Source organism: Arthrobacter sp. MA-N2 (assembly GCF_000517125.1).
Lineage (GTDB): Bacteria > Actinomycetota > Actinomycetes > Actinomycetales > Micrococcaceae > Arthrobacter > Arthrobacter methylotrophus.
In genome coordinates, this window is sequence record NZ_KI912156.1 from 104,585 (window position 1) to 126,979 (window position 22,395).

Consider the following 22,395-nt stretch of genomic DNA (forward strand, 5'->3'; position numbering starts at 1 on the left):
GGCAGCGCCGCCCGCGTTCCCGCCAGCACCGGCAGGACCGGCAGCACCGCCCGCGTTTCCGGCGTGGGGCGGTACCGACTCCCCCGCTTCAGCTTTCTCGGCATCCCGCTTGCCGGCCGCCCGCAGCACCACGGCCTCGAGTTCGTCGGTGCTGAGCAGCTCGGGGTGCAGGTGTTTGGTCCGGTAGCCTGCGCGGCCCACCATGTGCGCAGACACAGGCACCGTCAGCAGTTGGAAGATCCAAGCGACCGCCAGGACCGGCCACACCCACCATTCGCGTATTTGCAGCCCGATGGCCGCTAGGACGAGGAAAAGCCCCAACACTTGCGGTTTGGTGGCTGCGTGCATCCGGCTCATCAAGTCGGGGAAGCGCAACAGACCGATTGCCGCCCCCAATGACATCAGCGCACCGAGAATCAGCAGCACGGCGGTGACGGCATCGATCACGGCGTCCACTCCGGTGGCGTTAGGAGTCATTGACCTGTCCTCTCCGGTCGGCCACAAAGCGTGCCACCGTCACCGAACCGACGAAGCCAATCAGCGTGAGTGCGACGAGCAAGACGAGGTTGTTGAGGTGCCTGTTGACGGCCATGTCGATCGCCAGCGCAGCACCCAGAATGGCTAACAGCACGTCGGAGGCCAGCACACGGTCCAGGAGCGAAGGTCCGACGGCGATCCGGTAGATCGCGCCGGCCGCTGCGAGGCTGAGAATCACCGCTGTCACGGTCAGCACGATGTCTTTCATGAGCCAGTTCCCCTCGTCGCAGGCCAGTCTCCGGCCTGAAGTGCGTCCACTTCCGCGCGTGTTCCCATGATCCGGATGAGCGATGCTTCCGTGTCCTGGACTTCCCGGCGCAGCTTTGCAGTGTCTGTATCGTTGCGGACATTGAGGCCGTGGATGTAGAGCGTGGACGTCGAACGGTCCACCTCCACCACCAGGGAACCTGGAATCAACGAAATCACATGTCCCGTTGCGGTGACCATCAGGTCGGAATGGCTACGCAAGGGAACAGCGACGACGGCGTTGGTCACCGAAGGCCCGCGGAAGACCGCCAGGTACATGACCTGGAAGCTCGCGGCCACGATCTTGCCAAGGAAGACCACGGCGAAAGACATGGCTCGGAGCACGTTGAAGCGTCCGCCGAGTTCCACGGGAGGCAAGTAGAAAATCCTGGCTACCACCACCGCGATCAGCGCACCGAACACCAGGTTGCCCGGGCTGAAGTCACGCCAGAGTGCACCCCAGACGACCACCAGCCACACCAGCAGGGGCAACTCAGTGCGGAATGAAATCCTCTTGCGGCTCATTTGCCACCGCCCTGCACCGACGGTTCAGCGATCCCCGGAACCTTGGCGTTCTGGCCAAGCACGGAATGGATGTAGGCGGACCGGTCCAGCATCTGTTCCGCGGAGTTCCCTGCCAAGTGGAACAGCGGTCCGGCAAAGACGGTCAGCGCCATGCCAAAGACCACTAGTGCGACGGTTGGCCCCACCATGGTGCGCGGGAGCAGGCCGACGGCCGCTGTGTCCGTCAGGGCGGGGGCCGGGTAGTCCGCGTCCTCGGGTATCCGCCAGAATGCGCGGTTCCAGACACGGGCAACTGCCAGCAGGGTCAAGAGACTGGTGACCACCCCTCCCACCACCAAGGTGATGGCCAACGGCGTGCCAAAGGCTATGCCGGCCTGCAGGAGCCCGAGTTTCCCCAGGAATCCTGAAAACGGCGGAATACCTGCAAGGTTCATGGCCGGAATGAAGAACAAGAGCGCAAGGAGCGGGGACAACTTGGCGAGCCCGCCCAGCCTGTCTATGGACGAGCTACCGCCGCGGCGCTCGATCAAGCCGGTCACCAGGAACAGGCTCGTTTGGACGGTGATGTGGTGGGCCACATAGAAGACAGCAGCCGCAAGCCCCGCGATGGAGGACATCGCCAGCCCGAACACCATGTAACCGATGTGGCTGACCAAGGTGAAGGAAAGTAATCGTTTGATGTCGCTCTGGGCTATGGCGCCGAGAATCCCCACGAGCATGGTGAGGAGGGCTACCACCATCAGCGGGGTGTTCAAGGTATCGCCCGGGAAGAGGAGGGTCTCCGTGCGGACCATCGCATAGACGCCCACTTTGGTCAGCAAACCGGCGAACACGGCGGTGACCGGCGCGGGTGCCGTCGGATACGAGTCGGGGAGCCAGAAAGACAACGGGAAGACGGCGGCCTTGATCCCGAACGCAACGAGCAACATGACGTGGAGCAGGTTCCTGGTGTCCGGATCAAGTGCGGCCAGCTTGATGGCGAGATCTGCCATGGTGATGGTTCCGGTGGCTCCGTAGATCATCGCGATGGCGATCAGGAACAACACCGAAGACACGACGGAAACCACTACATAGGTGACCCCTGCGCGGATACGCGGCCCGGTCCCACCCAGAGTCATGAGCACATAGCTCGCCGTCAGCAGGATTTCGAAGCCTACGTACAGATTGAAGAGGTCACCCGTGAGGAAGGCGTTGGAGACGCCCGCAACCAGGATCAGGTAGGTCGGGTGGAAGATCGAGACCGGTGCTTCACGGTCGCCGTCGGCCATTCCCTGGCCGGTGGCGTAGATCAACACCGCGAGGCTGATGACGGAGGAGACCACCAGCATGAGCGAGGAAAACTGGTCTACTACCATCACCACGCCAAACGGCGGCTGCCAACCACCCAGGGTGACTGATTCGGTGCCTGTGGTCCATACCGAGGCGAGGAGCAAGCATTCCAGGAGCAGGGTGAGGGACAGCAAAGCAATGCTGACGACGCGCTGCGCCAGCGGGTTCCTGTTCAGGGCGAAGGTGAGCGCGGCACCGAGGATGGGAAGTACGACGGCGAGCGGCGCCAGGCTGGCGATGTTCACTGGGGTCCTCCTTCCTTGGCTGCTTCGGTGACTGCCGTGACCGGGAATTCGGATGTTTCTTCAGGAACGACGGAATCGTCCTCGGCGTCGAAGCTGGGTGTTTTCGCCACGCGCCGGTCTTCCGCGTCATCCTGGATATCGTCCTGCCGTGCCAACGCCCAGGTCCGGTAGATGATGCCGAGCATGAAAGCCGTCACCGCGAAGGAGATGACAATCGACGTCAGGATCAGGGCTTGCGGCAAGGGATCGTTGTAGGCGCGCGGATCAGTGGATTTGTTGAATAGCGGGGCAAGCCCGGCATATCCGCCCGTGGCCAGGATCAGGAGGTTGGTGGCGTTGGCCAGGAGCATGAGTCCGAGCAGGACACGGGTCAAACTGCGTTCCAGGATCAAGTAGATGCCGCAGGCATACAGCACGCCCATGACGATCAACAAGGTGAGGTTGACGCTCATGGGGTCCCTTTCGCTTGCGGAGCCGCAGGTTCGGTGGACACTGGGGCTTCGGGCGGGATTTCCGCCGAACGCCCTGTGTCTCCGCCGGCTGTCTCTTCGAAATGCTCGTCGATTTCTGCTCCCAAGCTGCGCAGCACGTCCAGCGCCAGGCCCACTACGACGAGGTAGACGCCGATATCGAAGATGGTGGAGGTCACGAACTTGACGTCACCGAACAGCGGCAGCCAGAACTCGATAATCGCACTTTGGAACACTTGGCCGCCGAGAAGAAGGGGCACGAAGCCCGCCGCTGCCGCGGTCGCAAGACCGGTTCCCAGCAGCATTCCGGCGCTGATCGGTGCGGCTTCCCGCAATTCGAAGCGACCGCCGGCCAAGTAACGGATGGTCAGCGCGAGTCCGGCGGTGAGTCCTCCGGCGAAGCCGCCGCCCGGAAGGTTGTGTCCGGCTAGCAGGAGGTATACGGAGAAGACGATCATCGAGTGGAAAATCAGCCGCGTGACCACTTCGAAGATGATGGATCGCCGTTCTGGTGCCAGGGTTCGGCCAGCCACCAGCCAAGGGTCCGCCAGGGAGCCGGCGAATTTGCGCACGAGTGCCAGCGAGGCGTCCTCGCGCGAACTGCCCCCGCCGGTGGCGCGCCTTCCCACAGTGCCTTCGGGAATAGTGGCGGCTTTGTTGAGCCGCTCCCCCCGGCTGCGGACAAAGATCAAGCTCGCGACGCCCGTAGCGGCAACTGCCAGCACCGAGATCTCACCGAAGGTATCCCAGGCGCGGATGTCCACGAGCGTTACGTTGACCACGTTGAGTCCGCCGCCCCCTTCGTAAGCCAACCGGGGGAACGAGAGCGATACGGGCTCGGCGATACGGGCTCCCATGGCGTAGATCGCGACGAAGATCATGGTGACCGCGAACGCTACTCCGATGATGACGCGAACCACTCGGTATTTGCCGCCGGTACGGTCCCGGAGTTCCGGAGGGAGGCTGCGCATCGCCAGGACGAAGGCCACCAGGATGATGGTCTCCACCAGCATTTGCGTCAAGGCGAGGTCCGGGGCTCCCTGCAACGCGAACATCAAAGCGATCCCGTATCCGGTGACTGACACCATCAGGACGGCGAGGAAGCGCTTGTTGGCACGAACAGCGGCTAGCGCCCCAACAACGATTCCCGCCGCAGCGATGAGCTGGAGCGGCGAGTTCGGGTCGATCAGATAGAGACCGCCCGGGAGCGGTTTGTTGGCCATCACGAGTGCCGTCAGCGGGACTGCGAAAGCCACGGTGAGAATGACCACCAGGTAGAAGTACAGGGAACCGCGCTGTGTGCGTCCGGTGACCCAGACGGCGACGTCATCCAAGGCACCGATGGTCCGCTGGTAGGCGCGATCCCCGTCCACCCAGCCCGGGACGCGGCTCTGGACCCGGGCCACAAAGTTGCGGGCATAGAACATCACGACGCCGGCCGCGAACGTTACGGCGGTGAGGCCCAATGCGGGAGTCAGACCGTGCCACAGCGCGAGATGGTTGGCAGCGGCTGCGGTGGTTCCGGCGTCGGGACCGGCGGCTGGACTGGCAAACAGGGCCGCATACGGTTGGATCCACCCGTCGACGGAATCCGGCCAGAGGCCGTAGACGGTGGTGAGGATGCTCAGGATGGCTGGCGCGGCCAGGAAAGCTGGCTGGATGGCTTTGAACGGCGTCCGTTCCACTCCGGGCTTCGTGGCGAACGCGCCCCACATGAAACGCGCGCTGTAAGCGAACGTGAGGATGGACCCCAGGACCAAGCCGACGAGGAGAACCAGCCCCCATGGTTGGGAAGCAGGGCCAGTGCCGTAGTGGACGAACGCTTCAAACACCGATTCCTTGGCCACGAAACCTGCCAGCGGCGGTATGCCGGCCATGGATGCCGCGGCGACTCCCGCCACGATGGCGAGAGCCCTCGAGGACTTGTACACCCCGGAGAGTTTTCGGATGTCCCGCGTGCCGGATTGGTGGTCGATGATGCCCACCACCAGGAACAAGGAGGCCTTGAAGAGTCCGTGTGCAAGCAGGAGTGCTAGCCCAGCCAGCGCCGCGTCGGGCCGTCCGAGGCCCACCACCATGGTGAGGAACCCGAGTTGGCTGACGGTGCCATACGCAAGGATGAGTTTGATGTCGGTCTGCCGCAGCGCACGGTAACCGCCCACCAGCATGGTGGCCAGGCCCAGTCCGAGCACCAAGGGCAACCAATAGGGGCTTTCGCTGAACCCCGGCGCCATGCGGGCAACGATGTAGATGCCGGCCTTCACCATGGCAGCAGCATGCAGATAGGCACTCACCGGAGTAGGCGCGGCCATGGCGCCCGGGAGCCAGAAGTGGAAGGGGACCAGCGCCGATTTGGTAATCGCACCAATCAAAATGAGGACGACGGCGGCCGCAACGGCTCCCTGCGCCGGTCCCGTGACGAGGGTGGGGGCGTCGGCCATGATCGCCGAAATCCGATATGTCCCGGCGGCCTGGCCCAGAACGATGAGGCCGACGAGCATGGCCAAACCGCCGGCTGTGGTGACCATGAGGGCCTGCAACGCGGAGCGCCGGGCGGCGAGGCGAGTGCGTGCATAGCCAATCAGGAGATAGGAAAGGACCGTGGTGAGTTCCCAGAAGATGAACATCATCAAGAGGTCGTCGGCTGTCACCAGGCCGAACATCGCCCCGGCAAAGGCAAGCAACTGGGCCCCGAATCCGCCCAGGTCAGCGTCCTTGTTCTTGAAGTACCGGGCGCAGTAGACCAGGACCAGCGCACCAACGCCGAGGACCAGCAAGGACATCACCCATGCCAGAACGTCCATGCGGAAGGCGAATTCAAGCTTGAGGTTCGGAATCCATGGGAGGGTTTCTTCGATGAAACCGCCGGTGGGCTCTCCACCTTTTCCGGGGTAGATCCGGTCATACTGCAAGAGCAACCAGACGAAGGCAGCGGCGGGAACTGCTGCGAGAACGTAGAACGCATTCCGTTGGAGTTTCCGGAAGATCCAAGGCGCCGCAGTTGCCGCTGCAAAGGTCACGGCAAGGACTGTGATCACTGGAATCTCCGCAAAGTCAGGAATGAGTTGTCAAAAGTTGGAGCAGGCGGTCAAACGTTGGGTTCGGTGCAGGTAGTTTATCAACCGCATGTGACAAACAATGTCTGCCTCCATGGTGTAGGGGGCTAGGATGCGGTGCCGGCTGCCCGGGCGTCCCAAGAGTGTCACTTCGGGCGGTTACCATTCACTCCATGAACATGGCATCTGCGCCTGAGGCCCCGCACCCGGCATCCGAGCTTGCTTCAGGGCCTGCCCTATCGAACAAGGGGCAGATCCTTGCGTGGGCGTCCTGGGACTGGGGTTCCGCGGCATTCAACGCCGTCATGACCACGTTCGTGTTCACTGTCTACCTGACATCCAAGGCGTTTGGCGGGGAAGACTCCGCATCGGCGGTGTTGGGTGCCGCGTTGGCGATCGCCGGCGTCGCAATTGCCGTGCTGGCGCCGGTCACGGGGCAGCGTTCCGACTCCGGTGGCCGCCGCAAGCTGTGGCTAGGGGTCAATACCGCACTTGTCGCGGTCCTCACCGGCTCGTGCTTCTTTGTTTTCCCCAAGCCCGAGTTCTTGCTTTTGGGCGTTTCGTTGATTGCCCTCGGCAATGTGTTCTTCGAGTTCGCGGGGGTCAATTACAACGCCATGCTGGCCCAGATCTCCACTCCTGCCAACATCGGTAAAGTGAGTGGCTTCGGCTGGGGGATGGGGTATTTGGGCGGGATCGTGGCGCTGCTCGCGGTGTTGCAGCTGTTCGTCCAGCCCTCCGTTGAGTGGTTCGGGGCCTCTACCCAGGACGGCCTCAATATCAGGCTGGTGGCCGTCTTCTCCGCCCTCTGGTTCTCGATCTTTGCGCTGCCGGTCCTCCTCGCGGTCCCTGAACTGTCCGTCAAGAAGCCGGGGCCCCGGCTCGGGTTCCTGGCTTCTTACGGTCTGCTCATCCGCAGGATCAAGGCCATCTATGCCACCAGCCCGCACACCATCTATTTCCTCCTCGCGAGCGCCATCTTTCGAGACGGTCTGGCGGCGGTCTTCACGTTCGGCGGGGTCATCGCTGCAGGGACCTTCGGGTTCGAGCTCAAGGAAGTCATCTTCTTCGCGATTTTCGGCAACGTAGTGGCTGCCGTCGGCGCTATCATCGGCGGGCTTCTGGATGACAGAATCGGCCCCAAAGCCGTCATCGTCATATCCCTGCTGGGACTTCTGGTGGCTGGCACTACGATCCTCGTGCTGGGCAACGGCGACTATGTGTTCTTCGGGACCCACTGGGCACGAGCCACCACTTTCTGGGTCTTCGGTTTGTTCCTTTGCCTCTTCGTCGGACCGGCCCAGGCTTCGTCCCGGGCCTATCTTGCGCGACTGGCGCCCGACGGCGAATCCGGCGAACTATTCGGGCTTTACGCCACCACTGGCCGGGCAGTGAGCTTCCTCGCACCGGCGCTCTTTACCTTATGCATCACTGTGGCGACGCCCCTCGTCGCCTCCGGCGAGGCCCAGCGCTGGGGGATTCTGGGCATCATGGTGGTGCTCCTGGCCGGCCTGCTGGTGATCCTGCCGGTCAAATCGCCCAACAAGACGGAAATCGCCGTCGTTCCGGAGCGCTGAGGGCAGGCCTTGCCGATTCCGGGCCCGCCCCATTCAAGTCGTGACCGCCGGCTTGGCGGCACGATCTCGGGAACCGAAGACCTTGCGTTTTGATTGTTAGTAGAGTTTACTAACTCTCATGGACGCCCTCCGTGACCGGCACCGCACCGACCGTCCCCGCAACGACCGGCACCGCAACGATAGAACAAGCACAGCGACCCTGCCTTCCGATGGGCGCGCCCACAACCTCTCCCTGGTCCGCCAGACTCTCCACTCAGCGGGTGCGATGAGCCGGGCGAACCTCTCACGGACCCTGGGCCTGACCCGCGTCACTGTTTCGGACCTCGTCTCGGACCTCCTCGAACGCGGACACGTGGTGGAACTGGGACGGTCGGATGAAGTCCGGCCCGGCAAACCGGCCATCCTGGTGGACCTCAACCGCCAAGGGCTCCAGGTGATCGGCATGGACCTGGCAGAAAATTCCGTGGTCCGCGCTGCGGTCCTCGACCTGGACGGCAACATCCTCGACCGCGTGGAAAGCGCCATTGCATTGGAAACCGGGCAGGACGTGGTCAACAAAGTCCTTGAACTCGCTTCCGAAGCAGTCGGACGGGCCACCGCCACGCTGTTGGGGATCGGGGTCGGAACCCCCGGCATCGTCAACGCGGACGGCCTCGTCACCACGGCCCCGAACTTCGAATGGAAGGACGTCGCCCTCCGCGAGCTGATCCAGGAACACACCGGCCTGCCGACCCTCGTCTCCAATGACGCCGACGCCGCCGTCCACGCGGACTACACCTTCGGCGGCGGCAGCGACGACATGATCCTCGTGAAAATCGGCCGCGGCGTCGGTTCCGGACTCATCGTGGGAGGCAGGCGTGCCCGGGGCGCCCACTCCGCGGCGGGCGAAATCGGCCACGTCACGGTCGGCACCGACGGCGGGACCATGTGCAAATGCGGTAAGAAGGGCTGCCTCGAAACCTGGATGTCCGTCCCCAGACTGGAACTGGCCTTGGCCGAAGCAGCGGCGAGCTCCGAACCTGAGGCCGCGGCCGGCGTCGCACTCCGGGAGGCGAGTGTGCTCCGGGAAGCCGGGGAACGGCTCGCCATAGCCCTCGCCCCCGTGGTGGGAGCCCTCGATTTGGCGGAAGTGGTCCTCAGTGGACCCCGGAAGCTCTTGGACGGCCCGCTTCTCGACGCTGTCCAGCACACCCTGCTCGAACGGCTACTGCACCAGGACCCCTCGCCGGTGTCCGTGCGCCTCGCGGCAGACGCGCAGGACATCGTCCTCCGCGGCGCTGCCGTGATGGTCCTGTGGAACCAGCTAGGTGTGGCCTAAATGCCGCGCTTGCGCCGTTTCCATCCCTGACTACCCTGCTAAGCATCCCTCCCAAGGAGCCGGACATGGACACCATTCAGTCCCCCGCCACCCAGTCCTTTGCCGCCGGGCCCGCGCGCACGGACGAACTCCGCCGCCTGGCGGCAGGAACCCTCATGCCCGGATTCACCGGAATCGCCGTCCCCGTCTGGATCCTGGAAGCATACGACGCCGGACTTGCGGCTGTGTGCCTGTACGGCACCAACGTGGCGTCCCCAGTCCAGTTGCGCGAGCTCTGCGCCGGGCTGCGCGCACATTCCCCGAACACGCTCATCGCCGTCGACGAGGAAGGGGGCGACGTCACCCGGCTGCACTACCTCAAGGGATCAACGCAGCCCGGGAATGCGGTACTGGGACGTTTGGACGACGTCAAACTGACTGCCGCCAGCGCAAGCGCCATCGGACACGAGCTCGCAAGCCTGGGCATCAATTTGAACCTGGCTCCGGATGCGGACGTAAATTCCGCCCCGAACAATCCCGTGATCGGCGTGCGCAGCTTTGGAGCCGAACCGGACTTGGTGGCCCGGCACACGGCCGCCTGGATCCGGGGGCTCGAAGACGCCGGCGTGGCCTCCTGTGCCAAGCATTTCCCCGGCCATGGCGACACCGCCATCGATTCGCACCTCGCACTCCCCCGTGTCACGGCCACCGCCGCCATGCTCGATGCGCGCGAGTTGGTCCCCTTCCGTGCGCTCGTCGCAGCCGGCGGCGCAACGGTGATGACCAGCCACATTTTGGTGGAAGCCCTGGACCTGGATCGTCCTGCCTCCTTCTCCTCGCGCATCCTGCAGGACCTGCTTCGCCGCAGCATGGGATTCGACGGCGTCATCATCACGGACGCCCTGGACATGGCCGGCGCATCGGCCCAGACCGGCGTACCGGAAGCTGCCGTTCGTGCCCTGATGGCCGGAGCGGATCTGCTGTGCCTGGGCTCGGAGACAAGTCCGGGCCTCTTCCAACAGACTCTCACCGCGATCGCCAGTGCCGTTGAGGAAGGCCGCCTGCCCGTCGAGCGCCTAGCGGACGCGGCCGCGCGCACTGCCGCGCTGTCATTGCGTTTCCCCGCCGCGGGGGCGGTCGAAATCCAGGCGGCCGCCTTCGGGAGCCAGCCGGGGTTAGCGCTCCAGGGTGCCGGTGTTCCTAGCGGCCCGAAGGCGCTCGACCGCGGGCGCATCGCCGAAGCCTTCGACGTTTCCGAAGCTGCCGAAAAATGGCTTGCGCGGGAGGAACCCATGGCTATCGTGCAGGTTGAAACGGGGGCCAATTTCGCCGTCGGCCGCGTGCCCTGGGGACCGGCAGCCACGACTGAAGCAGTGGTCAGCGAAGGCGAGGTGCCCGACGGCGTGCGGGTCGCCGTCGTCGGACGCGGCCTGGACGCCGATCACCCATTGTGGACCGTCTTCGCCCGCTTGAGGGCGGAAGGGCACGCCGTGATCGCTGTCGAGTGCGGCTGGCCGCGCGGTGGAGCGGACATCGTCACCTACGGCGCGTCGCTCGCGGTCTCCCAGGCCCTGACGGCATTGCTGAAAGGGAACGCGGACTAGCGCTTTGACCTGGGAGGCGGTGCAGGCGGCTCTGGACGCGGGCAGCGAGCGGCGTCATTCCGCCGCCCCTCCAAGAGAGCTAGGGTGGACTTATGAACGTGGATGAGACAGAACTTCCAGGCCTTGGAGTCCGCAAGGATTTCATCACGGCTTCGGGACGCCGGATCGGTGTTGTCGAGATGCGGGAAGGCGAAACCGAGCTTTTCGTCTCAACGTGGGACGATCCCGATACCTGCCAGGCCTCCATCCCGTTGACTGCAGACGAAGCCGCCGCCTTGGGCAACCTCCTGGGTGGGCAGCACATCGCCATGCGTTTGGCCGAAGCCCACAAGGAAATCCCCGGCATTGCTACGCGGCAGTTCTCCATTGCCGCGGACTCCCCCTTTAACAACCAGCCCATGGGCAAAGCCCAGATCCGCACCCGCAGCGGTGTTTCGATCGTGGCGATCATGCGGGAAGGCGAAGTGGTTCCCTCACCGGCACCCGACGTCGTCCTTCACACGGGTGATCTGCTGGTGGCTGTCGGTACGCAGGAAGGTCTTGACTCTGCGGCTGCCATTCTGCGCAACGGCTGACGTTCATGGACCCCTTGGCCCTGACCCTCATTGAGTTGGGCGCAGTCGTCTTTTGTCTCGGCCTCTTGGCCCGTTTGGCCGGCAGGATCGGCATGTCCCCCATTCCGCTCTATCTTGTGGGCGGACTGGGATTCGGGGCCGGTGGCCTGATCAAGCTCGATGGGATGCACGAGTTTGCCCACCTTTCCGGCGAAATCGGCGTCATCCTGCTTCTGTTGATGCTTGGTTTGGAATATACGGCCGCGGAGCTGGTCACAGGCCTGCGGCGCTCGTGGCAAGCAGGCGTGTTGGACCTGGTTTTGAACTTCCTTCCGGGGGCGGGCATCGCGGTGTGGCTCGGTTGGGGACTCGTGGGCGCGATTGTCATGGGTGGCATCACCTATATTTCTTCCTCGGGGATTGCCGCGAAGGTGATCACGGATCTGGGCCGGATCGGTAACCGCGAAACGCCGGTGGTGCTGGCCATCCTGGTGTTCGAGGACCTCACCATGGCCGTCTATCTTCCTATCCTCACCGCGATCCTCGCAGGTGTGGGCTTCCTGGGCGGACTCCAAACGGTGGGTATCGCCTTGGCCGTGGTGACCCTGGTGCTGGTGGTGGCCCTCAAACACGGCCATCGGGTATCCCGGGCCGTGCACAGCGAAAACTCTGAGGTCTTCCTGCTCAATCTCCTCGGGGCCGCACTCTTGGTGGCCGGCATAGCGTCCGCCCTGCAAGTCTCCGCCGCCGTGGGCGCGTTTATGCTGGGCATTGCCATTTCGGGGGCAACGGCCCACAACGCGACGCGGATTCTTGAGCCGCTGCGGGATCTCTTCGCGGCTATTTTCTTCGTGGCCTTCGGCCTCAATACGGACCCGACCAGTATTCCTCCGGTGCTGGGCTGGGCGCTCCTCTTGGCTTTCGTGACCGCTGTGACCAAGTTGCTGACCGGATTCTGGGCGGCCAAGCGGGCAGGGATTGCCGTGCCGGGCCGTTTCCGCGCGGGAGCGGCCCTGATTGCGCGCGGCGAGTTCTCCATTGTCATTGCAGGCCTGGCCGTCACCTCGGGAGCGGTCCCGCGCGAGCTGGCCGCCCTTGCCACGGCTTACGTCCTGCTCATGGCCATCATCGGACCGCTCGCAGCCCGTTTCGTGGAGCCTGCGGTCAAGGCCTTCCGCAAGTCCCCTCGCAAACGGAAGGCATCCGAGCCAATCGCGTCCCTTGAGGCGTGAGATCTCGGCCTTTTCGCGCGCGTGAACGGCCGAGATCTCACGCCTCGATTCGCGGTAGGTGAGTCACTCTTCCTCCCCACTGTGGATAAGCCGGTCGAGGCACCGGTGCTGTGCCAAGAATTGATCCATGCGAAACCCCAGCCCCCTTCCCGAGTCTCTCCGGGGGCGCTCGTTCACCCTCGCCGAGCAACGCGCTGCCGGGGTTTCGGATAGCCGGGCATGGACCAAGGACCTTCGAGTGGCGAGCCGCGGAGTCCGTGTTCCTTGGGGCAAAGTCCAGGAGCTCTCCCACACTGCACGGCTTCTGACCGGCATCTCACCAGGGACTGTGTGTTGTGGCCCGACGGCGGCAATCCTTTGGCGCTGTCCCCTTCCCTTTGAACTCGAACGCCAACCCTTGGTGCATCTGTTGCGATGGGACGGCGGGAATCGACCCGTTCGCAAGGGGGTCGTGGGGCGCCGTGTGCCGTTGAAGGCCGCAGACCGGGGGACCATCGACGGCATCCCCATCACCAGTGCGGCCAGGACATGGCTGGAATTGGCGGCGCTGCTTCCCCTGGACGATCTCGTCGCCGCGGCCGACTACTTCATCTGCTGTCAGTCACGAAGTTTCGGCGCCAACCGTGCCGCCCTGTGTTCGCTCACCGACTTGCGGAGGCAAGTCAAGGAAAACCCCGGAATCCGCGGCCGTAGGAACGCCCGGTTGGCATTGGAGCTCGCGAGGGTCGGAGCCGACTCGGTACCGGAAACCAAGCTCCGGCTTGCCATCTGCCGGCACGGACTGCCGGAACCTGAATTGCGGTTTGTTGTCCAGGATTCAACCGGCTGGGAGCTGGCGTGGCCGGATTTGGCCTTTCCGCGGTACAAAGTGGCCGTCAATTACGACGGCAGCCATCACCTGACTGCTACCCAAAAGGAGTCCGACATCCGCCGTGACGAATCGATCGCCGCGATCGGCTGGACCTCGGTGACCATTACGGCGCGGCACGTGAAGGCATGGGGATTCGACGGGGTGGTACGCCGCGTTCGCGATGCCCTTGGCCGCGGAGGGTGGTCCAGCGAGGCGTGAGATCTTGGCCTTTCCATCCACGCAAAAGGCCGAGATCTCACGCCTCGACACGCTAGATCGCCGTCCGGTGGAAGTTGAGGTGGCTGCGGCTCGCAGTGGGACCGCGCTGACCTTGGTAACGGCTGCCGTAACCGCCGGAACCGTAAGGGTGTTCAGCTGCCGAGGAGAGCCGGAAAAAGCACAACTGGCCGATCTTCATGCCAGGCCACAGCTTGATGGGCAACGTGGCCACATTGGACAGTTCCAAAGTCACGTGGCCGGAGAATCCGGGGTCGATAAAGCCGGCCGTGGAGTGCGTCAGCAAGCCGAGGCGCCCCAGCGAGGACTTTCCCTCAAGCCGCGCGGCGACGTCGTCCGGCAGGCTAACCGTCTCATACGTGGAACCGAGCACGAACTCGCCCGGGTGCAGAATGAAGGGTTCGTCACCTTCGACCTCAACCAGGCGGGTCAGCTCAGGCTGCTCCTCGGAGGGATCGATGTGCGCGTACTTGTGGTTGTCGAACAACCGGAAGAAGCGGTCAATCCTCACGTCCACGGAGGACGGCTGAACCATCGCGGGGTCGTAGGGCTCCAGGACGATACGTCGGGAGTCGATTTCGGCACGTATGTCGCGGTCAGAGATCAGCACAGGATCAAAAGTACCGCATGCGCCGTATACCCTGTGGTGCAGGAGTGGCCCATGGGACTATAGTGCACCACATAGACTGCCGTTATCGCTCGGTCTTGGTCTTGTATGGAAACGGCGGCAAAAAGCGAATCTGGGGAAACATTGAGACGAATTGCGGTGTCCGTCGCCGTGGTGGTGGCGTGCCTACTGACGGTGATGGCCCCTGCCTCCGGTCCGCTGATCGCCTCTGTTCCGCTCGCGGGAATTGCCGCCCCGGCCGCGCCTGCCAGCTCAAGCTCCACCCCGCATGACGAAAGTTCGACGCCGGCTTCCGCGCCGCCGTCGGGATCCGGCCTTCCGCAGGCCGCACCTGCGCCGGGGTCACCAGCGGCCGGCCCGGTCGGCAGCAACACCCCCGTCGGCAGCAACACCCCGGCCGTCGCCGCTCCCAGCGAAGTGGGCACCACCGCATCAATCGAAGCGGCGAACCCGCCCGCGATAGCAAGCCCCGCCGTCGTGCCCGGCAATGCCACCTCGCCCCAAGCGGTGGACGGTCCGCCTCCGCTCCCCTCGATCCCGCCCGCGTCCGGACCGGATACGCTCCCGGGAGGCTCGGCATCGGATGGCCTCCCACTCGATCCCGCTCCTGCACCCACGAAGACTTCCCCAGCGGCGGTGCCAAAGGTTTCCATCCAGGCACTGGTCAATGACGACAACTCCGCCCAGGTGCTGGCCGTCTTCAACGCCATCAACGCTTACCGGACCTCCCTGGGCTTGAACCCGGTGAAGTACAACCCCACGGTCTCCACCCTTTCGCAGGATTGGTCCAACAACATCGCCAGCCGCGAAGTGATCGAACACCGCAGCAATTTCTGGACCGATCCCCGGGCACTGAACCCCAGCAACGGCGCAGGCGAAGTCATCGCCGTCCGCTGGGACCGGAATGCCGCCCAATTGGTCGAATGGTGGAAAGGTTCGCCCGCCCACGATGCTTTGCTCCGGGATCCCCGGTTCAACGTGATCGGCATCGGGATCACCTTCACGGATGGCAACTACCTGACCACCCCCAACAGCTACACCATGTGGGGCGTGGTCAATCTCTTCGGTTACACGACGCTCCCCGCCGGTACCGTCAACAGTCCTGGCGCGGGCACTGCCCCTCCCCAGCTTCCGCCCCCGAGCGTCTGCGATCCCATCGCGAAGCAACAGCCACCCACGCTGAACCTCAACGCGGCAGCCATCCGCAGCGCCGGTGACCTCGTCGCCGTCGACCCAACAGGCAATCTGAGGGACTATCCGGCACTCGGCAACGGCACGTTCGGTCCCGCCCGGACTGTAGGGTCCGGTTTCACGGGGGCGAAAGAAGTCATGACCACTGACTGGGACCGCGACGGCGTGATCGACGTCCTCGTCCAAATGCTGGACGGTAGGCTCCTGCTCTACCCCGGGGTTGTCAGTGGAGGATTCAAAGCCCCGGTGCTGTTGGGGTCATCGGGCTGGCAATCGATGACCATGGCCGTGGGAACTTGGTGCGGGAACAACAGGCTCCCGCAGATCCTGGCCACCGATTCCACTGGCGCGCTTTACCTGTACCGGAACCTGGGACTTACCGCCTTGCTCGGACGGACCCAAGTGGGATCAGGCGTCAGCGCGATCCGACTGAGCATGGTGGACTACGACGCCGACGGCTTCCAGGACCTGCTGGCGGTGGAAGCGAACGGGAACCTGCGCCTCTACCGCGGCTCCGGGCTCACTACTCCGAAGTCGGAAGCCCGGCTTGTCGTGGGAACCGGCTGGACGGACTATTCCGGATTGCGCTCGCTCCAGGGCGTCACTGGCCTCAACTCCACGGGCGTCGCGGGACTGTTGAGCAACGGAGCGGTTGAATACTGGGATTTGAGCAGTGGACGCCTCACGACGCCGAGCACTCCGGTCACCGGATTGGGCGGTCTCAAGCTCGCCCAATAGTTGGCTAAGCTCCCGGTGGCTGCTCCTCAATGACCGTCTTCAGCTGCTCTAGCTGGATTACCTCGTCCTCCATGGTCTTCTGGATCATGTTATTCATCAGTTTCTGCAAGCCCTTCGGATGCAATTCCAGCGCAAACCGCACCCGCGTATTTGGACCCTCGGTGCTGAGATAGTAGCCACCGGTGGGGCGCGCAGGACCCGCGACGACGGCGAAACGCACTTCAGCGCCGGGCCGTGCCTCGGTGATCTGGAAGTCAGCCGCAATCGGCCGCCCACCGGGGCCCGTCAAAGTCTGCTGGTAGACGGCACCCTTTTCGCCGGCGTGTCCGGAACGTAGGGAAATGCTGCGGATTCCCCTCCGCCACAACGAATTGTTCAGGCCGTCCACCAGGAATTTGTAGACGGTCATGGCGTCGCGACCAATCAGTACTTCATGCTCTGCAAATGCCACGGAATCCTCTTTCGGCGTAGGCCCATAGATATAGCCGGGTTCCCCATGACGCAGCCGCTAACTGCTACAGAATAATCACGCGCGGCGCAGCACAACACACCCGCGTCGAGCCTTAACCGAATCTTTACGAGGACCGCAGGGAAATTGACGAGACCGTGATACCCGCGGCCGCCCCACCATCCGCCGCAGCGGTGCGGAACGGTGCCGCCCACCGGCGAGTCTGTGTCTGGAACACCGCCCCATCTGCGCTAAGCTGGATCTGCTCCGGCAGCATGGCGGGGCATTGCGGGCGTAGCTCAATGGTAGAGCGCTAGCTTCCCAAGCTCGATACGCGGGTTCGATTCCCGTCGCCCGCTCCATTTTCTTCCTTCCCCAGTCTGGGGAATTATCACGATAGAAGGCGTCCAAGCGTCTGGGTGTATCGTCAGGAGCTAGGAGCCATTTCGGCTCTGCTCTAGGGAGCGATCATGGCTGACAAATCACCTCGCCAAGCTGCATCGAAAAAATCCGGTAAATCCATCAAAGAAAAGCGTGCGGATAAGAGGGCTTCAGAGTCCCCCGCAACCACGGTGGCCAAACCGGCAACCGGAAACAAGAAATGAGCGGCCATAGAGGCGCCATGACCCTCGGCATCATGTCGTCATCGCGGAAGCCGGACGAGCGCCGGCTTCCTGTCCATCCCCTGCATCTGGAGCGCGTTGCTCCGGAAGTCCGGCAGCGCATCCGGCTCGAGCGCGGCTACGGCGAGCGCTTCGGCTTTTCGGACAGCCAACTGGAACCCTTGGTGGGTGGCATGGCGAGTCGTGAAGAGCTGATCTCGACTTCGGATGTCATCCTGCTGCCCAAGCCGCAGCCGGAAGACCTGGCCGAACTCCGCGACGGACAGGTTCTCTGGGGTTGGCCCCATTGTGTCCAGGACCGCGCCATCACCCAGCTCGCCATTGACAAGAAGCTGACTTTGATTGCCTTCGAGGCAATGAACCACTGGGCCAGCGATGGCGGCTTCGGGCTTCATGTTTTCCACAAGAACAACGAGCTTGCAGGCTACTGCTCCGTCATCCACGCCCTTGCCCTGACGGGTTCGACGGGTGATTACGGCAGGCGGCTCAGCGCCGTCGTGATCGGTTTCGGCGCCACGGCGCGAGGCGCTGTCACCGCCCTGAACGCGCACGGCATTCACGATGTCCAGGTGCTGACCAACCGCGGTGTCGCGGCGGTCGGTTCCCCCATCCACTCGGTGCGGATAGTGCAGTTCGATCACGACCAGAACGCCCCGTTCCTGAGCGAAGTCATTACCGATCGCGGACGCCTGCCGCTGGCTCCGTTCCTTGCCACCGCCGACATTGTGGTCAACTGCACGCTGCAGGACCCGAATTCGCCGCTGACATATCTGCGGACCGAGGACCTTGACGCATTCGAGCCTGGCAGCTTGATCGTTGACGTCTCGTGCGACGAAGGCATGGGCTTCAGTTGGGCTCGGACCACGACGTTCGCGGAGCCCATGTTCACGGTGGGCGACCACATCAACTACTACGCCGTGGACCACAGCCCGTCCTACCTGTGGAATTCGTCCAGCTGGGAGATCAGCGAAGCGCTCCTGCCGTTCCTCGAGACCGTCATTTCGGGTCCGGAGGCCTGGGACGCCAACGAGACGATTTCCCGTGCCATCGAGATCCGCGACGGCACCATCCGCAACCCGGACGTGCTGCAGTTCCAAGGACGCGCGGCGGAATATCCGCATCTTGCGGCTTAGGGGTCTGGTTTAGCTCGCGGACAGCCGGGCGCCCAGCCAGGCGCCCGGCTGTCCGGCAGGCGGCGCTACGCCGACTGGGCGACGATCCGTACCAACCGGCGTCGATCCCTGACGTTCACTTTGAGCCGCAACTCCGACCTCCGGGCGAGCACGACGGCGACTGTCGCCGCCGCGAGCGCGGGAACCCCGCCTGACACCAAGAGCGCTGCATGCGGGTTCAGGTTCTCCGCAAGCCAGCCCATCGTGGGTCCACCGATGGCTTGGCCGCCAATGAGCACCATGATGTAGAGGCTCATGACGCGGCCGCGGATGCTCACGTTGGCGCTGACCTGGACCAGCTGGTTGGCGGCGGTCAGGAACATAAGGCACCAGAATCCGGAGAGAACCATGGCGGCGGAGAGCCAGACCATGGACGGTGCCAACGCCGCCAGGCACAGCATCAAGCCGTACATCCCGGCGCACAGCACTACTGAACGCAAACGCAATTGGCGGCGGCGGGCCGAAGTGATGGCTCCGGCGAGCGCGCCCAGGGCAACCATGGCGTTCAGCAAGCCGTAGCCACCGGCGCCCGCGTGGTAGATGTGGTCCGCGAAAGCGGCCAACAGCACGGGCAGGCTCATCGCGAAGACCGCCACAAAGCCCGCCATGAGCCACGGCCAGTAGATGGTGGGTTTGCTGAGGGCGTATCGCAGGCCTTCCTGCAGCATTCCCTTGCGTTTTGGCACGGGCGTGCTGACATAAAGTTCGTTCTTGCGGAGCATGATCAGCATGGTGACCGTGGAACAGCAGGCGACCGCATTCGCTGCGAAGGCCCAGCCGGCGCCGACTGCCGTCAACAGCAGCCCAGCGAGGGCAGGACCAATCAAGCCGCCCAGCTGGAAGATGGTCGAGTTGACGCTGATCGCGTTGCGCAAGTATTTCGGTCCCACGAGCTCATTGACGAAGACCTGCCGGGCAGGCTGGTCCAGGACAGTCACGAGGCCCAGGACAAACGCGATCATGTAGACATGCCACACTTCGATGTGGTGGCTCAGTGCCAGGATGGCGAGGACGGCTGCGAGGCAGGCCGCCACGCTCTGGCACAGGATCAGGATGCGTCGCTTGGGGAAGCGATCGGCCATCATGCCGCCCCACGGGCCCAGGAACAGGGATGGCGTGAACTGCAGCGCCACGGTTATTCCGACGGCGGTGACGGAACCGGAGAGCTGGAGTACCAGCCAGTCCTGGGCGATCCTTTGCATCCAGAGGGCGATCACGGCCACGAAATGGCCCATGGCGAAAATCCGGAAGTTGGGTACTTTGAGGGAAATGAAGGTGTGCCGCCAAGGCAGTCGTTCGCTCACTAAGGCGATCGGCTGGGTGGTGGCATCCAGGCCGTCAGCGCCTGAAATGGGGCTTGCGGCAAGTGAATCGACGGAGGGTTGGCTGACGTTTGCCGCTGAGGGCGGTGGGGGTGCCAAAAGTAGTCCTTGGATAGACGGTTTCGCTGGGATGCCTCTAACGCTATTGTTTGCCGCCATGATTATGGAAGTGAATTGGCTGTATAACTAGCATTGCGAAATGCAATACACTTCCTTGAACGTACCGATTTCAAGGAGCCCCGTGTTCGAACCCGTGCAGCTGCGGTCTTTCCTGGCCGTGGCCGAGACTTTGAGTTTTACCAAGGCAGCCGAACGCCTCGGCCTGGCCCAGCCCACCGTGAGCCAACACGTGAGAAAGCTGGAGACTGCGGCCAAACGGGCGCTCGTAGCGCGCGACACCCGCGATGTTCGACTGACGGACAATGGCGACGCCATGGCTGGGTTTGCCCGGAACATCCTGGCCGCCCACGATTCCGCAGCGAGGTATTTCTCCGGATCTGCGATGCGCGGCCGGCTGCGATTCGGAACGGCCGACGATCTCGCCATCACCGGACTGCCGCGGATCCTGCGCGAGTTCCGGCAACTGTATCCCCAGATCAACCTCGAGCTCACGGTCAGCCAGAGCGACCAGCTTTATAAACGCGTCAATGCCGGCCAGCTCGACCTCGTGTTCGTGAAGTGGGTGGGCGAAGCCCAGGACGGCACGGTGGTTCGGCATGACAAGTTCGCTTGGGTCGGCGTCGAACAGACCGTCTTGGACCCGGCCAGCCCGGTGCCGCTGATCTGCTACCCGGCACCGAGCGTCAGCCGCAAACTGGCCATCGATGCACTCGAGGCCATGGGCCGGACCTGGCGTGTCACGTGCTCCACGAGGCAGATCGCGGGCGTCCTGGCAGCGGTAAGGGCAGGCATTGGCGTCGCAGTCATGCCGTCGTCGCTGGTTCCAGAGGACCTCACTGTGATCACGCGGCGCTTTGACCTACCGCCCGTGGGCGATGTCGACTTCACCCTCATCCGCAACCCGTTGGCAAACTCCGAGGTCGTGGAGGCGTTGACGCAGGCGATCATCGGGAGAACGCTCAACAAGCAGGCGTAGCTTCGGTTCCCGTGCATCCGCCGAGCCAGGCGGCGTTGGCCTAGACGGTGCTGCGCTCCCGGACCAACCCCTGCGCAGCCAGGAACACGGTGTGGACGATCGTTTTGCGGCGCCGCTCCGCCCTGCTCGATCCCTTGCCGGCCATGAGGCCATCCAGCTCGGGCAGGACCGGCCAGGCGTCACAGAGCGCAATGATGGTAAGCATCAGATCGGCCGCGTCTTCCCTCGACGTGCCGGACAAAGCTCGGATGACGCCATCAACCTTGTCAGTGCAGTTCGCGGCCCGGTCCGGACGGTTCACCACATAGTCCCCGCGCTCCAGCCCCTCCCAAAACAGCAGCCTCGGCAAGGTTGCATCTTGATTGTGATGATCGAAGAGCCGTCCGGCGTAGTCGGCCAAGGCTTCGGGACCGCTGCCCTCGATGCGGACTTCGTCCACAACCTTGCTGAGCTGGGACGCGATGACGGCATCGAAGAGAAGGTCCTTCTTCCCGAAGTACTGATAGATGCGTTCTTTGTTGACTCCGGCCGTTGCCGCGATGCGGTCCACCCTGGCGCCGGCGAGTCCGAAGTGGCAGAACTCGGCGGTGGCCGCTTCAAGGAGGAGCCGCTTGGTCCGCTCGGTGTCCCATGCCATCCACCCATGTTAACAGATTCCAACCAAGTAGTTGCAGTTCTCGAGAGCGGCGTTTAGTCTGAACTCACCCCGAAAGCAACTAATTAGTTGGAGAATGTCATGAGCACCGAAATCCCACTTACCGCACCCGCGGAAAGCGCCGCGCCTGCGACGGTTTCCGTGCCTGTTTCCGCTCCCGCGCCGTCCGTGCACATGCCCTCCATGCACATGCCTTCGATACACACCCGCGCGATCATTACCTGGCTGGCCATCTTCCCGCTCGTCGCGATCGGCATGACCGCCCTCGGGCCGCTCACCGAATACTGGCATCCAGCCCTCCGAGCCCTCGTCCTGACCCTCGTGGTGGTTCCAACGGCCGTTTACCTGGTTGTTCCCAAACTGCTCGCAGCTTACGGCTCCCTGAAAAGGCGGCGGGCACGGAAGGCCGGCGGCAGGGCCTAGCCTGAGGGGGTCCTGCGAAGGAAATCGCAGCAGGCGTCCGGTTCGAGCGAGCTAACGTGAGCAAATGAACGCCACCGCATTGCGTTCGATCGTTTTCGATCCTCTTCGAAAGCTGGATCGAGCATGCGCTACCCCGGACTCCCGCGCACCAGTTTTCAAATACCCGCCGCTTCGGTCCGGCGCAAGATCCGGAGCCTTGTGACTTTGCCCATGCGGAAAGGCGTGTTAGTTTCCACGCGGAGGGCGGCACAGGGCCGTCCCTTCCATTGATTGGGGAAAAGAATGCAGCTCACGATTGACAAGCCCAAGGAACAGAAGATCGATTTCGCCGTACTCTACG

The 22,395-nt window shown here is 63.6% G+C and carries 20 protein-coding genes, 1 tRNA gene and 1 pseudogene; 12 read left to right on the forward strand and 10 right to left on the reverse strand.

What is annotated here, in order from left to right; all coding sequences use genetic code 11:
* Positions 1–90: 90 nt before the first annotated feature.
* The 6 genes and pseudogenes from mnhG to A3M3_RS25920 all read right to left on the reverse strand — a co-directional run.
* A pseudogene (gene mnhG, locus A3M3_RS25910) lies at positions 91–477 on the reverse strand (monovalent cation/H(+) antiporter subunit G); the annotation flags it as partial.
* Complete coding sequence (locus A3M3_RS0118690; protein ID WP_028267617.1) at positions 467–745, reverse strand: monovalent cation/H+ antiporter complex subunit F; 279 nt, start codon at positions 743–745, stop codon at positions 467–469. The gene A3M3_RS0118690 and the pseudogene mnhG, both read right to left, overlap by 11 nt.
* A complete protein-coding gene (locus A3M3_RS0118695) occupies positions 742–1,308 on the reverse strand; it encodes a Na+/H+ antiporter subunit E (RefSeq protein ID WP_028267618.1) in 567 nt (188 codons plus the stop codon). Before A3M3_RS0118695 ends, A3M3_RS0118690 begins: the two co-directional genes overlap by 4 nt.
* Positions 1,305–2,882 (reverse strand): Na+/H+ antiporter subunit D, encoded by a 1,578-nt coding sequence (locus A3M3_RS0118700; protein ID WP_028267619.1) that lies wholly within the window; start codon positions 2,880–2,882, stop codon positions 1,305–1,307. The genes A3M3_RS0118695 and A3M3_RS0118700 overlap by 4 nt, the downstream gene beginning before the upstream one ends.
* Positions 2,879–3,334, reverse strand: coding sequence for a Na(+)/H(+) antiporter subunit C (locus A3M3_RS25915; RefSeq protein ID WP_051423388.1), 456 nt, complete (start codon positions 3,332–3,334; stop codon positions 2,879–2,881). Before A3M3_RS25915 ends, A3M3_RS0118700 begins: the two co-directional genes overlap by 4 nt.
* On the reverse strand, positions 3,331–6,390 hold the full coding sequence (locus A3M3_RS25920) for a Na+/H+ antiporter subunit A (protein ID WP_051423389.1): 3,060 nt from the start codon (positions 6,388–6,390) through the stop codon (positions 3,331–3,333). The genes A3M3_RS25915 and A3M3_RS25920 overlap by 4 nt, the downstream gene beginning before the upstream one ends.
* A gap of 191 nt (positions 6,391–6,581) precedes the next feature.
* On the opposite strand from A3M3_RS25920, the gene A3M3_RS0118715 reads away from it, so the two are divergent.
* The 6 genes from A3M3_RS0118715 to A3M3_RS0118740 all read left to right on the forward strand — a co-directional run bounded on the left by A3M3_RS0118715 (position 6,582) and on the right by A3M3_RS0118740 (position 13,741).
* Positions 6,582–7,985: an MFS transporter gene (locus tag A3M3_RS0118715; RefSeq protein WP_028267620.1), complete on the forward strand. Its 1,404-nt coding sequence runs from the start codon at positions 6,582–6,584 to the stop codon at positions 7,983–7,985.
* A 118-nt stretch (positions 7,986–8,103) separates the two neighbouring features.
* A complete protein-coding gene (locus A3M3_RS0118720) occupies positions 8,104–9,303 on the forward strand; it encodes an ROK family protein (protein WP_051423390.1) in 1,200 nt (399 codons plus the stop codon).
* Between the two features lie 65 nt (positions 9,304–9,368).
* Positions 9,369–10,886: a glycoside hydrolase family 3 protein gene (locus A3M3_RS0118725; RefSeq protein WP_028267622.1), complete on the forward strand. Its 1,518-nt coding sequence runs from the start codon at positions 9,369–9,371 to the stop codon at positions 10,884–10,886.
* Positions 10,887–10,978: 92 nt separating this feature from the next.
* Positions 10,979–11,461, forward strand: a complete 483-nt coding sequence (locus tag A3M3_RS0118730; protein ID WP_028267623.1) for a cation:proton antiporter regulatory subunit — start codon at positions 10,979–10,981, stop codon at positions 11,459–11,461.
* 5 nt (positions 11,462–11,466) lie between these two features.
* Positions 11,467–12,672 carry a cation:proton antiporter gene (locus A3M3_RS0118735; RefSeq protein WP_028267624.1) on the forward strand — a complete coding sequence of 402 codons (1,206 nt, stop codon included), beginning with the start codon at positions 11,467–11,469 and terminating at the stop codon, positions 12,670–12,672.
* 127 nt (positions 12,673–12,799) lie between these two features.
* Positions 12,800–13,741 (forward strand): hypothetical protein, encoded by a 942-nt coding sequence (locus tag A3M3_RS0118740; RefSeq protein ID WP_028267625.1) that lies wholly within the window; start codon positions 12,800–12,802, stop codon positions 13,739–13,741.
* A 52-nt stretch (positions 13,742–13,793) separates the two neighbouring features.
* On the opposite strand, the gene dcd is transcribed toward A3M3_RS0118740, so the two are convergent.
* Positions 13,794–14,369 carry a dCTP deaminase gene (gene dcd, locus A3M3_RS0118745; protein ID WP_028267626.1) on the reverse strand — a complete coding sequence of 192 codons (576 nt, stop codon included), beginning with the start codon at positions 14,367–14,369 and terminating at the stop codon, positions 13,794–13,796.
* A gap of 141 nt (positions 14,370–14,510) precedes the next feature.
* On the opposite strand from dcd, the gene A3M3_RS0118750 reads away from it, so the two are divergent.
* Positions 14,511–16,316, forward strand: a complete 1,806-nt coding sequence (locus tag A3M3_RS0118750) for a CAP domain-containing protein (RefSeq protein ID WP_231497362.1) — start codon at positions 14,511–14,513, stop codon at positions 16,314–16,316.
* Positions 16,317–16,320: 4 nt separating this feature from the next.
* On the opposite strand, the gene A3M3_RS0118755 is transcribed toward A3M3_RS0118750, so the two are convergent.
* Positions 16,321–16,767: an SRPBCC family protein gene (locus A3M3_RS0118755; RefSeq protein WP_028267628.1), complete on the reverse strand. Its 447-nt coding sequence runs from the start codon at positions 16,765–16,767 to the stop codon at positions 16,321–16,323.
* A 285-nt stretch (positions 16,768–17,052) separates the two neighbouring features.
* On the opposite strand from A3M3_RS0118755, the gene A3M3_RS0118765 reads away from it, so the two are divergent.
* The 3 genes from A3M3_RS0118765 (at position 17,053) to A3M3_RS0118770 (ending at position 18,520) form a co-directional block, all read left to right on the forward strand.
* Positions 17,053–17,126: transfer RNA gene (locus tag A3M3_RS0118765), tRNA-Gly, on the forward strand.
* Positions 17,127–17,234: 108 nt separating this feature from the next.
* Complete coding sequence (locus A3M3_RS29325) at positions 17,235–17,369, forward strand: hypothetical protein (protein WP_269317335.1); 135 nt, start codon at positions 17,235–17,237, stop codon at positions 17,367–17,369.
* On the forward strand, positions 17,366–18,520 hold the full coding sequence (locus tag A3M3_RS0118770) for a N(5)-(carboxyethyl)ornithine synthase (protein ID WP_028267629.1): 1,155 nt from the start codon (positions 17,366–17,368) through the stop codon (positions 18,518–18,520). Before A3M3_RS29325 ends, A3M3_RS0118770 begins: the two co-directional genes overlap by 4 nt.
* A 65-nt stretch (positions 18,521–18,585) precedes the next feature.
* Here A3M3_RS0118770 and A3M3_RS0118775 read toward each other — a convergent pair whose 3' ends face one another.
* A complete protein-coding gene (locus tag A3M3_RS0118775) occupies positions 18,586–19,980 on the reverse strand; it encodes an MFS transporter (RefSeq protein ID WP_028267630.1) in 1,395 nt (464 codons plus the stop codon).
* 142 nt (positions 19,981–20,122) lie between these two features.
* On the opposite strand from A3M3_RS0118775, the gene A3M3_RS0118780 reads away from it, so the two are divergent.
* Entirely contained in the window at positions 20,123–20,977 is an 855-nt protein-coding gene (locus A3M3_RS0118780; RefSeq protein WP_028267631.1) for a LysR substrate-binding domain-containing protein, read from the forward strand.
* 40 nt (positions 20,978–21,017) lie between these two features.
* On the opposite strand, the gene A3M3_RS25925 is transcribed toward A3M3_RS0118780, so the two are convergent.
* The gene (locus tag A3M3_RS25925) at positions 21,018–21,614 is read right to left on the reverse strand and encodes a TetR/AcrR family transcriptional regulator (protein WP_035743354.1); all 597 of its coding nucleotides are present in this window, start codon (positions 21,612–21,614) and stop codon (positions 21,018–21,020) included.
* A 99-nt stretch (positions 21,615–21,713) separates the two neighbouring features.
* Between A3M3_RS25925 and A3M3_RS0118790 the strand changes: the two genes are divergently transcribed.
* Positions 21,714–22,055: a hypothetical protein gene (locus A3M3_RS0118790; protein ID WP_035743356.1), complete on the forward strand. Its 342-nt coding sequence runs from the start codon at positions 21,714–21,716 to the stop codon at positions 22,053–22,055.
* The last annotated feature ends 340 nt before the right edge of the window (positions 22,056–22,395 follow it).

Excerpts from the sequence above, each read along its gene's own strand:
- A3M3_RS0118725 (WP_028267622.1), top strand. The coding sequence starts at position 9,369 with ATGGACACCATTCAGTCCCCCGCCACCCAGTCCTTTGCCGCCGGGCCC.
- A3M3_RS0118720 (WP_051423390.1), top strand. The coding sequence starts at position 8,104 with ATGGACGCCCTCCGTGACCGGCACCGCACCGACCGTCCCCGCAACGAC.
- A3M3_RS0118715 (WP_028267620.1), top strand. The coding sequence starts at position 6,582 with ATGAACATGGCATCTGCGCCTGAGGCCCCGCACCCGGCATCCGAGCTT.
- A3M3_RS0118695 (WP_028267618.1), bottom strand. The coding sequence starts at position 1,308 with ATGAGCCGCAAGAGGATTTCATTCCGCACTGAGTTGCCCCTGCTGGTG.
- A3M3_RS25915 (WP_051423388.1), bottom strand. The coding sequence starts at position 3,334 with ATGAGCGTCAACCTCACCTTGTTGATCGTCATGGGCGTGCTGTATGCC.
- A3M3_RS0118740 (WP_028267625.1), top strand. The coding sequence starts at position 12,800 with ATGCGAAACCCCAGCCCCCTTCCCGAGTCTCTCCGGGGGCGCTCGTTC.
- A3M3_RS0118790 (WP_035743356.1), top strand. The coding sequence starts at position 21,714 with ATGAGCACCGAAATCCCACTTACCGCACCCGCGGAAAGCGCCGCGCCT.
- A3M3_RS25925 (WP_035743354.1), bottom strand. The coding sequence starts at position 21,614 with ATGGCATGGGACACCGAGCGGACCAAGCGGCTCCTCCTTGAAGCGGCC.
- A3M3_RS0118735 (WP_028267624.1), top strand. The coding sequence starts at position 11,467 with ATGGACCCCTTGGCCCTGACCCTCATTGAGTTGGGCGCAGTCGTCTTT.
- A3M3_RS0118730 (WP_028267623.1), top strand. The coding sequence starts at position 10,979 with ATGAACGTGGATGAGACAGAACTTCCAGGCCTTGGAGTCCGCAAGGAT.
- A3M3_RS0118770 (WP_028267629.1), top strand. The coding sequence starts at position 17,366 with ATGAGCGGCCATAGAGGCGCCATGACCCTCGGCATCATGTCGTCATCG.
- A3M3_RS29325 (WP_269317335.1), top strand. The coding sequence starts at position 17,235 with ATGGCTGACAAATCACCTCGCCAAGCTGCATCGAAAAAATCCGGTAAA.
- A3M3_RS0118690 (WP_028267617.1), bottom strand. The coding sequence starts at position 745 with ATGAAAGACATCGTGCTGACCGTGACAGCGGTGATTCTCAGCCTCGCA.